Genomic DNA, 15,242 nt, shown 5'->3' with positions numbered 1-15,242 from the left:
TATTGATCATCCTTTCTTCACGTCTCTATCTAATAGTCTAAAGCTAGCATACCCAGAATTCAAAAATAAGCAATCGCTTACTAAACTTCATAAAAGCATTCGTATGTTTAACTATAGTCCTTATCGGTTACAGTTACTGTGGAAGCAAAGATAAGCTAAATGATATAAATCGATTAAACATAAAAAGGAGTTTTTACATCATGCGTAACCAATTAAAACATTACATTAACGGCGAATGGGTTGAATCTACAGGTTCAGAAACACATGACGTAATCAATCCAGCGACAGAAGAAGTCATCGGCAAGATTAGTTTGGGAACGAAAGAAGATTTGGATAAAGCAGTTAAAGCAGCTCGTGCGGCATTCCCTTCTTTCTCTCAAACAAGTCGAGAAGAACGTGTGAAAATGCTCGAAGATATCGCGGCAGAATACGCGAACCGTAAAGAAGAAATCATTGACGTGATTACACAAGAACTTGGTTCTCCTCGATCCATTTCAGAGAAAGTTCATTACAACATGGGCTATCAACACTTCTCTGAAGCAGCGAAAGCACTGAAAGAGTATTCTTTCTCAGAAGATCGTGGCGATCATACGATCTTTAAAGAAGCAGTTGGTGTAAGTGGCCTTATTACACCTTGGAATTTCCCGACAAACCAATCGTCTACTAAGATTGCGAGTGCATTTGCAGCAGGTAGTCCAGTTGTCTTAAAGCCAGCTGAAATCACACCATTTGCTGCAATTATCTTAACAGAAATCTTTGATAAAGTTGGCGTACCTAAAGGCGTATTTAACCTTGTGAACGGTACAGGCGAAACGATCGGTGACGGCATTAGCTCACACCCTGATATCGATTTTGTTTCGTTTACAGGATCAGCAGGCGTTGGTGAAAAAGTAATGAAAAACGCGGCAGAAACAATCAAGACAGTTGCACTTGAACTTGGAGGGAAATCTCCATTTGTCATGCTTGAAGATGCAGACATTACAAAAGCTGCTAAAGCTGCTGTAAGCCACATTGCAACAAACTCTGGTCAAGTATGTTCCGCTGGGACTAGAATGATTGTTCCTGCTTCTAGAAAAGAAGAATTTGAAGAAGCGGTAAAAAATGTTCTTCCAGAATTCCCAGTTGGCGATCCGAATGGAAATAACTATGTAGGACCACTCGTTTCTGAAAAGCAGTGGAATACCGTGCAGTCTTATATTCAAAAAGGAATTGACGAAGGCGCGACACTTATCGCAGGTGGAACTGGTAAGCCAGAAGGTCTTGAAAAGGGCTATTACGCACAACCAACTATCTTTACAGACGTGAAGAATGACATGGTTATTGCGCAAGAAGAGATCTTTGGACCAGTTATGTCGATCATCACATATGAAACAATTGATGAAGCGATCGAAATCGCAAATGACGTTGTATATGGCCTGGCAGGTTATGTCTTTGGTGAAGATAAAGAAACGCTTCGCAAAGTTGCAACAAGCATCCGTGCTGGAAGAATTAAAGTGAACAATGCAGACATGGATTTTGCAGCACCGTTTGGTGGTTACAAGCAATCCGGTATCGGACGCGAGTGGGGAGATTTCGGAATTGAAGAGTACCTTGAAACGAAAGCCGTACTAGGATTCCCTTCTTAAGTGAATTTGATAAATTATGAAAGAGAGCAGTTGCCATAATGGCAGCTGCTCTTTTTATTGTTGGGTTGTAGATAAAAGTAGCAGAAATCACTGGTTAAGGTCTGTAAAGAAACAAAAATACTTATTAATTTTGCTCATAACCCCATGTTTGACGTAAGAAATGATAGATTAGTTTTGTATGAATTTAGGAGGTGCGAGATGTTTCTCTTTTTTCTTATCGTAGCGAGCAGTGTGGTTGGACTTATATTGTTGCCATTGAACGAAATCGGACTCATCATTGGATTTGGGATTATCGTAGGTTGTTTGCTTCGAGGGCTTTATTTGCTTCATGAAATTAATCATAAGCTTGATCGAGAAAAGATGTGATAGTCTGTAAACTATTCTTTTTAAATGGAATTGACTATAAAGATGCTAAGTTTTTATTAATCCAAGAGTTAGATGTGTTCATTAGAAAGAGTTTAATCTTTGGCGCGCATATTACAATGATTGATTTTTCAACGTTAGCGAGAATGTATTTCCAATGACTTGGATCAGCTAGTTTATATGGTAACTGTGGAAAAGTATTTGGCGTAGTATAAAAGAGACCATCCCTTTAACCAGGGATGGTCTCTTTCAATCACCTACATAGCTTCATGCTTTTCTTCTAATTTATTCTTCGTTGAAGAACGTTTAATTAAGCTAGTCCCTACAAATACAGCAATTAGTATCGCAGCAACGATCACAAGGAATAGGATGTTAGAAGATAGAAGTTCAATCAAGCCTCCGAGAAGGAGTCCGACTACGCCGAAATCTGAATCTCCGAATGTTGTTCCTTGAAAGCCTAATGAGCCAAGCACTGGAAGAAGAAGAGCTGGCAAGAAGCTAATAATTACCCCGTTAGCCATAGAGCCAAATACCGCTCCTTTACGCCCGCCAGTTGCATTACCGAATACGCCAGCTGCGGCTCCGGTAAAGAAGTGAGGGACAAGCCCAGGAACAATTACTTTTAGGCCTAAGATCGGTAGAAGGAACATGCTGAGAAGTCCAGCGACAAAGCTAAAGAAGAAACCGATGATTACCGCGTTGTTTGCGAATGGGAACACAGACGGGGCATCAAGTGCTGGAATCGCATTTGGTACGATTTTATCAGCAATTCCTTTAAAAGCTGGTACAATCTCAGATAGGAGCATTCTTACACCCGCTAAAATGATGTACACTCCAGCTGCAAACGTTAACGCTTGCATAAACGAGAAGACTAAGAAGTTTGTTCCACCGCTTAGCTCGGATTCGATGAATGCAGGCCCTGTGAAAAGAGCGACTACGAAGAAGAGAATCGCCATCGTAAGAGAAACGGATACAGATGTGTCTCGCAAGAAGTTAAAAGACTTCGGTACTTTAATTTCCTCAGTAGATTTAGAGTTTTTACCAACTGCTTTTCCGACAGCAGCTGCGATTAGATAACCGAACGAGCCAAAGTGGCCGATCGCGAAATCATCGCTACCTGTAATTTTTCTTGTGTAAGGTTGTAGTAGGGCAGGTAAGAGGACCATCAGAGAACCAAGAATAATTGAACCAGTGACGATCATTGTTACACCGCTAAAGCCACCAGTTGAAAGAATAACAGCAATCAGACATGCCATGAACATGGTGTGATGACCAGTTAAGAAGATATACTTAAAAGGGGTAATGCGTGCTAGAAGAATGTTTGCTACCATTCCGAAAAGCATAATCATCGCTGTTTCTGCGCCGAACGCATCCTGCGCTAATGCTACAATCGCTTCATTATTCGGAATGATTCCTTGAATTTCAAAAGCGTGATCAAACATACTACTAAAGTTATCAAGGGAGGCGACAAGCACGCCAGCGCCTGCCCCCAGAATGACAAATCCCATGATCGTTTTTAATGTACCTGATATAACATTTGCGACATCTTTCTTTTGAAGAAGGAGACCAATAAGAGCAAATAACCCTACAAGAATCGCCGGTGTTCCTAGAATATCTTTCATTATAAGATCGACCATGATGTTATGCCCCTTTCAAATTTGCTTCAATCGCCGTCCTTAGTTCCTTTTTATCCATTAAATTATTTAGCTTAATGACATTTCGCTTGCCGTCTTCTAGATTTTCAACAATCTCTGTTGAGCCTAAGAAGTAATCAGCATTCTCAGATTTACTAGTTGTAAGATCTGTATGATCAACCTCAGCTTCAATTCCAAGCTCGTTTAGAATACTTTTCACGTTCATTTCTACGATAAAGCTGCTTCCTAGTCCATTACCACATACAACAAGAATTTTTTTCATTTTTATTCTCTCCCTTAGTTTGAGTATTTTGATACGAGTTTAATAATTTCTTCTTTTTCCTCTGCACCATAAATCATTTCTAGGTTTTCTTCTTCTGACAGCAGCTCCGAAAGTTGAGCAAGAGCTTTTAGGTGCGTTTCGTTATCTACTGCAGCGAGTACGATTAACAACTTTACCTGATGCTTTTCTTTCGATGAAAAGGGAACCTCTTGATCTAATCGAAGCAAGCTCATACCAACCGTATTCACACCTTCTTCTGGACGGGCATGAGGAATAGCGATTCCTGGAGCGATGACTACATAAGGCCCCAAATCTTCTACATTTTTGATCATGGCATCGATATAAGAAGAGGTGATTTGCTCTGTCGCAAGGAGCGGCAGAGCTGCTGTTTTGATCGCTTCTTTCCAATCTGCTGTCTGCGTAGCAAATTGAATGGTTTCTTCATGTAGTAAGTCATTTAACATAGGTCGTTCAAACCTTTCTATTGATAAGCTGGTTGGTGATGGAGCAAATAACTGATGTAATTCATTTCTTAGTTCCTTCTCATTCGTAATCGTTCCATGTTTTTTCATGATTTCAACGATCACATCTGGGTTCAAGTCAGTTTCTTCATGAGAAGTTGTTTGTACTTCCTCCATCCAATGAAGGATTTTCTCTTTTCCCTGCTGTGTCAAAATGGGATTCACCGTTAACACAGGTAACGTGTCATGTTCCAATGGTGATGTAGAGAAGACATAATCCACATCGTAGTGGTTTTGTATAAATTGTCTTCTTGATACTGTCCCAATGACTTCCACATTTGTGAGAAGCTTTTCAAGCTGTCCTCTTAAAATATTTGATGTGCCAATGCCTTTTTCACAAACGATAATTGCTTTTCCGAACGTCACTTCCGGAAGCTCTTCCTTCTGCATCCAAGCTCCAAAGTGCATCGCTAGATAAGCGAGCTCATCATCGGGTAGCTTTTGAGACATCATCAATTCGATCGGCCAAACAGCGCGTTTCGTAATGGAAAAGACATCTGGATATTCCTGTTGTACCGACTCTGTTAGTTCGTTTGTAATCGGAACATGATATTTCAAGCGGTAGTACGTTGGTTTAAGGTGAAGAAAAAGAGCTTCTTCTAGTTCATCGCGCTGATCGAATAAGACACAAGCGTAAACTTGAAATTCATTAACAATCTCTCTAACAACGTTTCTCAGCTTGTTACTTTCAAGACTACCAACAGTGCCCACTTCAGAATAATTGACCCTTGAGCCAAGAAGGTGCATCGTGATAAAACCTATCTCATCCATTGATAGTGAGAGTTTGAATTGAACTTCTAATTCTTTTGCAATGCTCTTTGCTGCTTCAAATTCTCTCGTTGAACAAACAGCGTGTTTTTCATCTGGATCAAGCAGGATGCGATGCTCGCCTTTCAAACGTTGAAGAAGAACGACAAGCTGAATGGCTAGAACATGTATCGTATCGTCCGTTAGCTCTACTTTTAGAATTGGCTCAGCATTCATGATGATTTGCTTCATCGGAATGAGGTGTGAATAGGTGTGTTCATCACCGTTCTTTAAGAGAGGATAAAGAAAATTCGTCATTTCGGTTAATTGTCCATTTGTGAGAACCTCGGACAGAAAACGACTCAATATTCTCCTCTTATTTTCCTCTTTACCTTCCACTACATAGCCGGTTGTTCTTTCAAATTGTAAAGTTAATGTTTCCTCGGCCAGAACTTTTTTAACAAGTTTTAAATCCTTAGCGACTGTGCCGCGACTTACTTGAGTACGTTCCATAAAGTTCTGCATAAAGACTGGCTTATCGTTTGTTAAGAGTTCAACGCCAATTAAAGTGATGCGTTCCGGTTGAGAATAGTGGTACTGCCATTCTTTTAGTTCCTTCATCAATTTAGGAACGGTTTGTTTGGTCTCTTCAGAGAGATAGTACCCCATTCCTTGTTTTGTTTGGATAATGGGTAGCTTGTTCTCATCTAGCCAATCGTTAATTTTTTGTAGGTCATAATGAACAGTTCGTTTTGATATTCCTAATTGGTCAATGACATGATCAACCGTAACTAACTCTGTTGCATTCACGAGCTTTGTTAGTAAAAATGTGCTTCTTTCATCAAGTGACATGGAGATCTCCAACTCCCTTACAATTGCAAAATGATACGGATGAAACAAATCATGATTTGATATTGCTAAGTATATAGGCGATAAGATTAATATGAAAGGGTTTGCAATGTGTTGTTTTTGTATTTCGTCAATTTGCAAAAGTGAACAGATGTGAAATTGGAACGTGTTTGAAGAGAGAAATTCGAATCAGATTCTAGAAAGAACCGTATATGTATGGAGTCAGTAGATTAACAAATATGTAGGTGATATACTAACCAAAGTATTAAAAGAATCGATTCATTCTTTGGTTTTTCCACCCCCAATTTTACTAGAACCTTTTTAGATAATAGTCTAATAACTTCGTTTTATAAGGAGATGGAATACTTATGAACATATCTCAAGAAAACTTTGGAACGTTAAATGGTCAGGATGTAACATTATTTAAGTTGCAAACGAAAAGTGGTTTTGAAATTTCTTGTATTGATTATGGTTGCATTATTACTCGCATTCTCAGCCCAAATAGGAATGGACAACTTGAAAATATAGTACTGGGTTATGACACCCTGGAAGAGTATCTAACTTGTTCCAATTATTTTGGGGCCGTTATTGGGAGAGTAGCTGGAAGAATTGAAGGCGGTTCCTTTGAATTAGGTGGAAAAGAATTTCACTTACATAAAAACGATGCTAACAACCATATTCATGGAGGCAGTAGGGGGTTTAATAGCGTAATTTGGGATGCCAAAGTCATTCAAAATCACCAGGATGAGGGGACTATTGAATTTAAATATCATAGTGCTGATGGAGAAGAAGGTTATCCGGGCAATGTAGAAGTTGTTGTACGTTATACTTTGAACAATCAAGATGAATTAACGATTCATTACAGTGCTACTTCTGACAAAGATACGATCATGAATTTGACAAACCATACTTATTTTAATTTAAGTGGGGATTTGAAGGAAGATGTGTTGAGTCATTCTTTAAAGTTGAAAAGCAATTACTATTTAGAGTTAAACCGTGACATGATACCGACTGGAAAGCTATTAAATGTGCAGGGAACGTCTTTTGATTTTCGAGACGGGAACAAATTGAGTGAGGGTGTGAATCATCCTCATGAGCAGAATTTAATAGTAGGTGAAGGGTATGACCATCCATTTATCCTTGAAGATCATCAAGAAATTGTATTAAGTTCTTCAGGACGGAAGCTGACCGTTGCTACGAGCGAGCCCTGCGTTGTGCTATATACAGGCAACAGCATATGTGAAGGTTTCAAGATAAGAGAGGTTCCTTCAAAAAAATATCTAGGGGTATGTCTTGAGACGCAAAAACATCCAAATGCTATTAATCAACCAGAATTTCCATCTGTTGTGCTAAGTGAAAACACACCATACGAATCAAAAACACGCTATAAATTTCAAACGAGGTAACCATAAATCCTCATCAAGTCCTTTTATATACAATGGTGTTAAAAGTACTATTTGTATCTCATATAGGATCTACCTTGATGTTATTGGATTCTTTTCTGATTCGTAATAGTTTGTCTCTCAAAACCAAGAAGCCTTTTATTCGGAGGCTCCTTGGTTTTTTATATAAAAATGTTTCGATTTATACAAAAATGGGAAATTAAGGCATATGTGAAAGAAACTGGTGATTACGAAAACCATCAGGTAGTTCCATACATAATGTAACGTCAGATCCCTAGCCTTCTCTTGCCAAAAAAATGAATTGGAGTGTTTGGATGTTAAAGAAGTTAGCCCCACTATCGTTAGCAGCAGTTGTTTTTGTAGGTGCCCCGTTTCACACCTCTGCAAAGGAAATGAGTGCGACGGACATTCTAAAGCAGTCGAATGAAGCAATGACTGAAATCGAGAGCTATTCTACAAAAACAAATATGGAACAATCGATTCCTCTTAAAGGTGAAACGATGTCCATTTCTAGCGAATCTGAAGCGGACATAACGCTGAAGCCTTTCGCAATGCATCAGGTTGTGACAACACAATCGCCTGAGGAAGGTGAAGTCTCACTAGAGTCTTATTGGACAGAGGAAGGTTTCTACCAGGAAGATCCTGAAAAGGGCTGGATTAAGATGCCTGAAGAACTGACGCAAGGTTTAGAAGAGCTTCAAAGCATGACGATGGTGGAAGGCCAGATGTCGCAAGCCGAAGAACTTGGTGAAGAGATGAGCGTTGAAGAAACTGGCGAAGGATTCGTTTTAACATATGAGGGCGACGGCAAGACGTTAATGGAAGCATCTATGAAAATGTTTGAAGAGAGTATGTCAGGTGAAGACTCCGGGTCAATGAAAGGACTTATGGAGCAGATGACGATTAATGATTTTAACTATGAAGTGACGATCGATAAAAAGACTTATTACATGAAGCAATTATCAATGGACATTGATATGGATATGGAAATCGAGGGAGAAAGCATGAATATGACTCAATCGATGGAAATGTCGGTAGACAACTATAACGGTGTTGATGAAATTACCGTTCCAGCTAATGTGATTGATTCGGCGAAGCCATTGGAGGGCGGACAAATGCCTGAAACGGCTACTGCCAATCCTATGCTTGCCTTAGGTGGAGCGTCACTAGCTTTAATAGCAGGTGGCCTATTGGTTTTTAGAAGGAAAACACGTACTCAATAATCTATTGTGAAGAACCGCCAAGCATGATGCGTTTTTTTCCCTTTCTATAGGACGAGCAATTGAGGTGGAGAAATGAACAAAGTTTATGTTGTTTTGATGTGTGCAGGTCTATTTATAGCAGCCTTCTATGGCTATGAGTGGTGGCAGTCCACGCAAGCAGTTGAGCAAGTAGATGCTGAAGAGACTGAGAGGTGGAATACCGAAGAAGCAAGCGAAGTTCAGGAAATAGAAACGGCTAGTAGTCATTCAAAAGAGCAAGCGGCGGTAATGAGTGATGAAATAAATGCTTATGAGAAGGGCGAGGAAGTAGGTCGATTAATTATTCCTGCAATTGAAAAGGGATTTACTACTTATTGGGGAACAGATGAAGAAACGTTAAGTCAAGGTGTTGGGATGTACGTAAGTCAGTATACAACGACACCTGATCAAGGCCGTCATACCGTATTAAGTGGACATCGGGACACCGTTTTCACTGGATTGAATAATGTTCAGAAAGATGATCCAATCTTTTTTGAATTCGATGGAAAACGATATGAGTACATCGTTGTCGGAATAAAGGTTGTTGATGAGGACGACAGGACGGTTATTGTCGACAAAGAAGAGGCGACATTAACGTTAACGACGTGCTATCCTTTTGAATTCATTGGACACGCCGCTGAACGATATGTGATTCAATCGGAACTAGTGAACGTGATGGATATGTAGGTAACTCCGCCAGATAAACGAATGAAGCATATGAAAAAGTCCTGCCGTCTAGCAGGACTTTTTCATATGCGGGAAAGGGATGTAGAGGGTCGTAAACGCGGTCTGATCTCCTGGACAAGATGATCGCCTTTTCCTAATTCATTTAATTGTAATAAAGTATGCGCAATGTTTTCTTCTACTTCATACGTTAGTCCTGTGTTGTAATCAATTAGAAAATACATCTTTCCATCTTCAACTGTTCCGGATAAGAGCTCGTACTTATCGTATTCAAAATGGACCTCTGTTCCGTATTGCGTCATCTCAAGGTACGTTTCGAAAGGGGTGACGGGGAATACTTCTAGTTTACTCATGTTCATCCTCCAGCTATTTTAATAGATTTTAGTAAGCAGTCTATCCGAGTTTATCCTACTCTATACATGAAAAAGAGATTTAAAGAATGAAAGTTTTGTAGAGTGGGTTAAGCTCAGATATTTGGAGGTTAAAGCTAACATTTTGACTTATAGCTTATAGTGCTGTATCTTATTCCCTAGTAATTATATATGAATAATTAACATTCTTTTATTAGGAGGGAAATCATGAAGAATGTATTGAGAGGCTATTTGAATGCTTCGTTAATAGTAAAAATCACCGTTGCGCTAGTTCTCGGTATTATAGTTGGTCTTGCTTTTGGCAAGGATGCGGCCATTCTCGCTCCGCTTGGAGATTTATTAATTAAATTGCTATCATTTCTTATTATCCCATTAATTCTATTTACATTGATTGTTGGTGTCAATCAAACGAAATTGAATAATCTTGGCCGTATGGGAGGTAAGGTGTTTCTATACTATGTTTTGACGTCTGCTTTAGCTATCATCGTTGGACTAACAATAGCGACGTTATTTAATCCAGGTACAGGATTATCAATCGATCCTAACCAATCATTTGACGTTCCGGATAATCCTGGGATTGTAAGTGTTCTTTTAAATATCGTGCCATCAAATATCGTTACAGCGTTTAATGAGATGAACCTACTTGGTATTATTTTTACTGCTTTTGCTTTTGGTATCGCGATTTCTGCGCTGCGAAACTCAGAAGAACACGGTCAGCTCGGTGAGCACTTATATAAAGTAGTTGAAGGCTTGAATGAAGCGACTTTTAAAATTATGAATGTGATTCTGCAGTATGTTCCAATCGGGATTTTTGCAATCATTGCGAAAACAATTGGAAATCAGGGGTTGGATACAATTCTCTCGCTCGGAAACATGATCGCTGTCCTTTATATTGCTTTAATTGTACAGATCGGAATATATGTACTGTTCTTGTTATTATTCAAAGTAAGTCCGAAAGAATTTTTTAGTCATGCAAGTAAGCCGATGATCACCGCTTTTGTTACGCAAAGTAGCTCTGGCACATTGCCACTTACGATGAATGCGGCGAAAGGGCTAGGGGTTTCGAAAAGTTTATATAGTTTTAGTTTGCCACTAGGTGCCACGATTAATATGGACGGAGCGGCAATCCGAATTGCGATATCTGCGGTGTTCGCTGCAAATGTCGTTGGCTCACCGCTAAGCTTTACAGACATGTTGATGGTCGTCATCGTTGGAACACTTGCCTCAATTGGTACAGCAGGTGTCCCTGGTGCAGGAATCGTCATGATCGCCACCGTGTTTGCTCAGGTTGGGTTACCGATGGAAACCGTTGCTTTATTAACAGCCGTGGATGCCTTAGTTGGAATGGGTGCCACTGGTCTTAATGTAACGGGAGATCTTGTTGGTGCTTCGATTATTAATCGAAAAGAAAGATTGGCAAAAGGGAAGACAGCTGAGTAATAAAAAGTCGGGCGATGCCTGGCTTTTTTTTCTGCTAAATTTTATCTTAAAAAGGATAAAGACGATAGTGCCTGTATTTGTATCCGCTTCCTAAAAAAATTCAGGCTAAATCTCACCCCGTGTGTAAGAATAATCCATTTACTTTTAAGAATCTAAATATTAAGATAACAATAACTTTAGAGCTTTCATGCAGAAAAGGAAATGGGGGATACGGGTGTCAGATCAACTTAAGGGGATTTGGAAAGATTGGAGATTGCATTTACTTGTGTTTGGAATTGTTGCATTAACAGAATGGATTGGCGTTTTTCAATTTACAGTAGGGCCAGGCGTTATTCTATTATTGCCAATGCTGTACGCCATGCTTATTGGACTCGGTCTGTTTTTTACACCAGTTGTTAAAAAAACGCAGGCGCTTCATGCTGAACCGTTAATTGTGCTTGGTGTAACGTTACTTATCGCAAAAATCGGCGTGATTATTGGACCGTCTCTACCGAAATTAATCGAAGCAGGTCCCGCTTTGCTTCTGCAGGAATTCGGAAATTTAGGTACGATATTCATTGCTTTGCCAATTGCTGTTTTTCTTGGACTGAAGAGAGAAAGCATTGGCATGGCGCATTCTGTAGCAAGAGAGCCAAACGTTGGGCTGATTGTTGATAAATATGGCTTTAATTCACCTGAAGGACGAGGCGTTATGGCCATTTATATATTTGGCACAGTCTTTGGGGCAGTATTTATGGGAGTGATATCTGGGTTCCTTGCGACAATTACACCGCTCCATCCATTATCGTTCGCAATGGCTTCTGGGATTGGAAGTGGAAGTATGATGGCCGCTGCAAGTGGTTCGCTCGTTGCTGCTTTTCCTGCATTTTCAGACGACATTATTGCATTCGCAGGTGCGAGCAATTTGCTGTCGCTCTCAACAGGCTTATACATGAGCATTTTCATAGGTCTTCCTTTAACAGAAAAAATGTATCAGCTGCTAACAAAAGAAAAGTCACCTCAGGCGAGCGTGAGGAAAGGAGCATAGGATGCTATTAAAAAATGTACAAGAGTGGACGTTATTATTAGTGATTTTCGGCTTGATCGCAGCTGTGGGAAACTGGATTGGGTATAGTGTGTTTCCGGTTTCTGCTTTACCTGGTATGCTCGTTTTAATTGTCATTTGTTTAGCTGGACTTATTCTTCAGCACGTTCTCCCTATGAACATTCCAAGTGTTGCTTACATTGGAATTATTGGGATTCTTCTTTCGATGCCCATCATGCCAGGTTCTGAATATGTCGTAAAGTGGACGGAAAATATTAATATTCTCGCCCTTGCAACTCCAATTTTAGCTTATGCTGGTATAGCAATTGGACGCTCTTGGACAGATTTTGTAAAGCTCGGCTGGCGAAGTGTTGTGGTCGCTATGTTTGTCATGGTAGGAACGTTTCTAGGTTCTGCTCTCATTGCTGAAGTAGTTTTGAGAATGCAAAACATTATCTAATCAGAAAAAACTTCCCGTGCGGAAGTTTTTTTATTGGAGATGAGCAGGACTTTTATATACGACAGAGTTTTTCGAGGCATTCAATTGAGTGACAGTAGGTTTTCGCCACGTTTCCTGTTAAATCAGGAACGGGTAACGAAAATAGGGAGAGGGGTGAATCATTTGTAAACCAATCCTCTCGATTGGGAGGCTCATGACTGACGTCCTTCCAAACAGATAAAAGGGGGCTATAAATACGCGGCCCTTCTGTTATCATGCAATTTTCCATGGTGCGCTTTTCTCCCGGTATTCCTTCCTTTACTGGATGGAAAAAATGTGGCCAAAAGTCTTTTCGTGAACCAGTATGTGGATGATGTGATGCCCAATCTAAAATGGCATTGAAGATTTCTTGCTTAGAAAAGAGAAGCTGGTAGAGACGCTTTCCAAGATGGATCCGTTCCTTAACATAAAGAAAATGATTGGCTGTTTCCCCAATTAGCTGAATGGAGCTATTATCATTTCTTGGAAATAAAATCACGTTCATATTGAAAACATTTTGTAGTTGAAAAGGCAATGTTTTAAAAACTGATTGATGGAAGACGTTATCCTTTATTACGCGTGAATCGATGTAGTGTTGTTCATTAATAATGAGAGCTGTTGATAGGATATCACGGTCCTTTTCAATCCAGAACCTTCTCCAAACAACACTCATAAAAGAAGAGACGTGAAAAGTAGATAGTAGATGAAAAAGTGGTTTCCTTCTTTTAACACTTTCTTGATAAACAAGAAGTTGAGGATAGGCATCCTGAAAAATAAGCCAGTTTCCTCGTTCCAAAAAAGAGAAGAAGGATATCTGCTGATCTACAGATAATAGGTGAGGGAGATATTCTCCTTGTAGATCAGTCATTGTCCATCCTGCATTCCGAGATACGAGATGGGCAAGGAAAGCCCAATGGATTTCTGGGTGTTGGAAAAAGAAATTTAAATAAGCTCTTGTGCGAGTGACGTTATTCGCATTTGCACGCTCTGTTGTTTCACGAATGGCTTGAACGAGCTGCTGCTCCTCGGCAGATAATGACGAGGGAGTTGAATGAGTTTTGCTTGCGTTTTTTAACTCGTACTTGAGAGTAGCAGATAAACTCTTTTTCTTTTGTGGTGGAAAGAAAGGTAATAAGGACTTCACAATTTTTCCACTCCCTTGTTTGCCTTTCTATATACGTATGAATGTAGAATCAGAAAAGAAGAGAGTTTTTCGCATGATCTTAATAATAAGGGATACATACTCGGGTGAGTAAGATTAAATCTTTCATATTCGAAACACAAAAACTGGTGATGATTGTGGGGGGGTCATCTTCCTTTTTCTACCACTAAACTCTGGAAAAGTGTATGATAGAAGTATTCATATGATTAGCACTTTCGTATTTTACTATTTGGCTCATTCACATGAGTAGAAATGAGCACGTTGAGGGAGGCCTAATTGCTACATGTCTCATGGCCGATTGAATAGGGAGCTCCATTCTGAAGAGCTTCTCGAGATTATTTTTGATTATGCGGCTCGTATAACGATTGAGAACAATCTGGATCGACTCCTGATGCTTATGGAAAATATGGGAAGGGGTATGACCATTGCTGACAGATGTACACTCTGGCTATATGATGAAAAAACAGATGAATTGTTGGCGAGGATTCCTCATGGGATGGAAAAAATTCGTGTTCCTGCCACGAGCGGACTAGTAGGCTACGTCTATCAAACGTCAAAGCCACTCGTAATCGATGATGCTTATGAGGATAAGCGGTTTTGTCCGGAGTTGGATGTGAAGACAGGCTACCGAACAAAGTCTGTCATGATGATCCCTCTGACGAATAAGCAAAATCAAAGGCTTGGAGTCTATCAGGTCATCAACAAATTAACTGCTGATGAAGTATTTACAGCTCAGGACGTAAAGTATTTAAGCCTTGCAGCTTCTTATACAGCTCAAGCGCTCGAAGCTGTGTTAACGAACATTGAGATGGAAGAGGCTCAACGAGAGATCATTTTTAAAATGGGGGAAATTGGGGAAGTTCGTTCAAAGGAAACAGGAGCTCATGTTAAGCGAGTAGCGGAGTATGCAAAGTTTCTAGCGATGAAATGCGGATTGAGTGAAGAAGAAGCTGATCTTATTAAAGTAGCTTCACCAATGCATGACATCGGGAAGGTAGCCATTGCCGATGCGATATTGAATAAGCCTGGTAAACTATCAGAAGAGGAGTTCATGGCGGTAAGGGAACATGCTAATATCGGCTATAACCTTTTGAAAAATTCTAATCGCAGTATACTAAAGGCAGCGGCCGTTATTGCCAAGGAGCACCATGAGCGCTGGGACGGCAAAGGTTATCCAGATGGACTAAGTGGCGACGACATCCACATCTATGGACGGATTGTTTCTGTTGCTGATGTTTTTGATGCGCTTGCTACGGATCGTCCTTACAAAAAAGCGTGGAACGCAAAAAAAATTCTCGCTCATTTTAAAAAGGAGCGAGGAGGCCAGTTTGATCCCAATCTTATTGACGTTTTTTTAGCAAATATAGACGGTTTTCTCCAGATAAAAGAGCAATACAAAGATTAAGAAGCAAGAAGA

At 39.9% G+C, this 15,242-nt stretch carries 14 protein-coding genes; 9 read left to right on the top strand and 5 right to left on the bottom strand.

The window, feature by feature from the left end:
• Positions 1 to 200: 200 nt before the first annotated feature.
• Together Q4550_RS11105 and Q4550_RS11100 are read left to right on the top strand one after the other, a co-directional pair.
• Positions 201 to 1,625 (top strand): aldehyde dehydrogenase family protein, encoded by a 1,425-nt coding sequence (locus Q4550_RS11105; protein WP_283153259.1) that lies wholly within the window; start codon positions 201 to 203, stop codon positions 1,623 to 1,625.
• A gap of 198 nt (positions 1,626 to 1,823) precedes the next feature.
• Positions 1,824 to 1,991: a hypothetical protein gene (locus tag Q4550_RS11100; protein WP_303532697.1), complete on the top strand. Its 168-nt coding sequence runs from the start codon at positions 1,824 to 1,826 to the stop codon at positions 1,989 to 1,991.
• Positions 1,992 to 2,245: 254 nt separating this feature from the next.
• Here Q4550_RS11100 and Q4550_RS11095 read toward each other — a convergent pair whose 3' ends face one another.
• From Q4550_RS11095 to Q4550_RS11085, 3 genes are read right to left on the bottom strand one after another with little or no spacing between them, the layout of a single operon-like run.
• Positions 2,246 to 3,625, bottom strand: a complete 1,380-nt coding sequence (locus Q4550_RS11095) for a PTS ascorbate transporter subunit IIC (RefSeq protein ID WP_303532696.1) — start codon at positions 3,623 to 3,625, stop codon at positions 2,246 to 2,248.
• A 4-nt stretch (positions 3,626 to 3,629) separates the two neighbouring features.
• Positions 3,630 to 3,905, bottom strand: coding sequence for a PTS sugar transporter subunit IIB (locus tag Q4550_RS11090; protein ID WP_160918338.1), 276 nt, complete (start codon positions 3,903 to 3,905; stop codon positions 3,630 to 3,632).
• A 14-nt stretch (positions 3,906 to 3,919) separates the two neighbouring features.
• Positions 3,920 to 6,025: a BglG family transcription antiterminator gene (locus tag Q4550_RS11085; RefSeq protein ID WP_303532694.1), complete on the bottom strand. Its 2,106-nt coding sequence runs from the start codon at positions 6,023 to 6,025 to the stop codon at positions 3,920 to 3,922.
• A gap of 365 nt (positions 6,026 to 6,390) precedes the next feature.
• On the opposite strand from Q4550_RS11085, the gene Q4550_RS11080 reads away from it, so the two are divergent.
• From Q4550_RS11080 to Q4550_RS11070, 3 genes are all read left to right on the top strand, one after another.
• The gene (locus Q4550_RS11080) at positions 6,391 to 7,428 is read left to right on the top strand and encodes an aldose epimerase family protein (protein WP_303532693.1); all 1,038 of its coding nucleotides are present in this window, start codon (positions 6,391 to 6,393) and stop codon (positions 7,426 to 7,428) included.
• Positions 7,429 to 7,739: 311 nt separating this feature from the next.
• On the top strand, positions 7,740 to 8,648 hold the full coding sequence (locus Q4550_RS11075; protein ID WP_303532691.1) for a DUF6612 family protein: 909 nt from the start codon (positions 7,740 to 7,742) through the stop codon (positions 8,646 to 8,648).
• A 72-nt stretch (positions 8,649 to 8,720) separates the two neighbouring features.
• Positions 8,721 to 9,353, top strand: coding sequence for a class D sortase (locus Q4550_RS11070; RefSeq protein WP_303532690.1), 633 nt, complete (start codon positions 8,721 to 8,723; stop codon positions 9,351 to 9,353).
• A gap of 62 nt (positions 9,354 to 9,415) precedes the next feature.
• On the opposite strand, the gene Q4550_RS11065 is transcribed toward Q4550_RS11070, so the two are convergent.
• Positions 9,416 to 9,703 (bottom strand): hypothetical protein, encoded by a 288-nt coding sequence (locus Q4550_RS11065; protein ID WP_194218238.1) that lies wholly within the window; start codon positions 9,701 to 9,703, stop codon positions 9,416 to 9,418.
• 225 nt (positions 9,704 to 9,928) lie between these two features.
• Between Q4550_RS11065 and Q4550_RS11060 the strand changes: the two genes are divergently transcribed.
• The 3 genes from Q4550_RS11060 to Q4550_RS11050 all read left to right on the top strand — a co-directional run bounded on the left by Q4550_RS11060 (position 9,929) and on the right by Q4550_RS11050 (position 12,645).
• Positions 9,929 to 11,161 carry a dicarboxylate/amino acid:cation symporter gene (locus tag Q4550_RS11060; RefSeq protein WP_303532687.1) on the top strand — a complete coding sequence of 411 codons (1,233 nt, stop codon included), beginning with the start codon at positions 9,929 to 9,931 and terminating at the stop codon, positions 11,159 to 11,161.
• A 214-nt stretch (positions 11,162 to 11,375) separates the two neighbouring features.
• Entirely contained in the window at positions 11,376 to 12,188 is an 813-nt protein-coding gene (locus Q4550_RS11055; protein WP_303532685.1) for a DUF3100 domain-containing protein, read from the top strand.
• Between the two features lies 1 nt (position 12,189).
• Complete coding sequence (locus tag Q4550_RS11050) at positions 12,190 to 12,645, top strand: hypothetical protein (protein ID WP_303532683.1); 456 nt, start codon at positions 12,190 to 12,192, stop codon at positions 12,643 to 12,645.
• A 52-nt stretch (positions 12,646 to 12,697) separates the two neighbouring features.
• On the opposite strand, the gene Q4550_RS11045 is transcribed toward Q4550_RS11050, so the two are convergent.
• Complete coding sequence (locus Q4550_RS11045; protein ID WP_303532680.1) at positions 12,698 to 13,807, bottom strand: DUF2515 family protein; 1,110 nt, start codon at positions 13,805 to 13,807, stop codon at positions 12,698 to 12,700.
• Positions 13,808 to 14,108: 301 nt separating this feature from the next.
• On the opposite strand from Q4550_RS11045, the gene Q4550_RS11040 reads away from it, so the two are divergent.
• Positions 14,109 to 15,230: an HD domain-containing phosphohydrolase gene (locus tag Q4550_RS11040; RefSeq protein WP_303532678.1), complete on the top strand. Its 1,122-nt coding sequence runs from the start codon at positions 14,109 to 14,111 to the stop codon at positions 15,228 to 15,230.
• The last annotated feature ends 12 nt before the right edge of the window (positions 15,231 to 15,242 follow it).

The sequence above is a fragment of the Anaerobacillus sp. 1_MG-2023 genome (assembly GCF_030547345.1).
Classification (GTDB): domain Bacteria; phylum Bacillota; class Bacilli; order Bacillales; family Guptibacillaceae; genus Guptibacillus; species Guptibacillus hwajinpoensis_B.
Note: the sequence above shows the minus strand (reverse complement) of the source record. Positions and strands in the feature narration are given on the sequence as shown.

What these genes read in the sequence shown, in the direction of transcription:
- Q4550_RS11105 (WP_283153259.1), top strand. Translation starts at nt 201, where the DNA reads ATGCGTAACCAATTAAAACATTACATTAACGGCGAATGGGTTGAATCT.
- Q4550_RS11100 (WP_303532697.1), top strand. Translation starts at nt 1,824, where the DNA reads ATGTTTCTCTTTTTTCTTATCGTAGCGAGCAGTGTGGTTGGACTTATA.
- Q4550_RS11095 (WP_303532696.1), bottom strand. Translation starts at nt 3,625, where the DNA reads ATGGTCGATCTTATAATGAAAGATATTCTAGGAACACCGGCGATTCTT.
- Q4550_RS11090 (WP_160918338.1), bottom strand. Translation starts at nt 3,905, where the DNA reads ATGAAAAAAATTCTTGTTGTATGTGGTAATGGACTAGGAAGCAGCTTT.
- Q4550_RS11085 (WP_303532694.1), bottom strand. Translation starts at nt 6,025, where the DNA reads ATGTCACTTGATGAAAGAAGCACATTTTTACTAACAAAGCTCGTGAAT.
- Q4550_RS11080 (WP_303532693.1), top strand. Translation starts at nt 6,391, where the DNA reads ATGAACATATCTCAAGAAAACTTTGGAACGTTAAATGGTCAGGATGTA.
- Q4550_RS11075 (WP_303532691.1), top strand. Translation starts at nt 7,740, where the DNA reads ATGTTAAAGAAGTTAGCCCCACTATCGTTAGCAGCAGTTGTTTTTGTA.
- Q4550_RS11070 (WP_303532690.1), top strand. Translation starts at nt 8,721, where the DNA reads ATGAACAAAGTTTATGTTGTTTTGATGTGTGCAGGTCTATTTATAGCA.
- Q4550_RS11065 (WP_194218238.1), bottom strand. Translation starts at nt 9,703, where the DNA reads ATGAGTAAACTAGAAGTATTCCCCGTCACCCCTTTCGAAACGTACCTT.
- Q4550_RS11060 (WP_303532687.1), top strand. Translation starts at nt 9,929, where the DNA reads ATGAAGAATGTATTGAGAGGCTATTTGAATGCTTCGTTAATAGTAAAA.
- Q4550_RS11050 (WP_303532683.1), top strand. Translation starts at nt 12,190, where the DNA reads ATGCTATTAAAAAATGTACAAGAGTGGACGTTATTATTAGTGATTTTC.
- Q4550_RS11040 (WP_303532678.1), top strand. Translation starts at nt 14,109, where the DNA reads ATGTCTCATGGCCGATTGAATAGGGAGCTCCATTCTGAAGAGCTTCTC.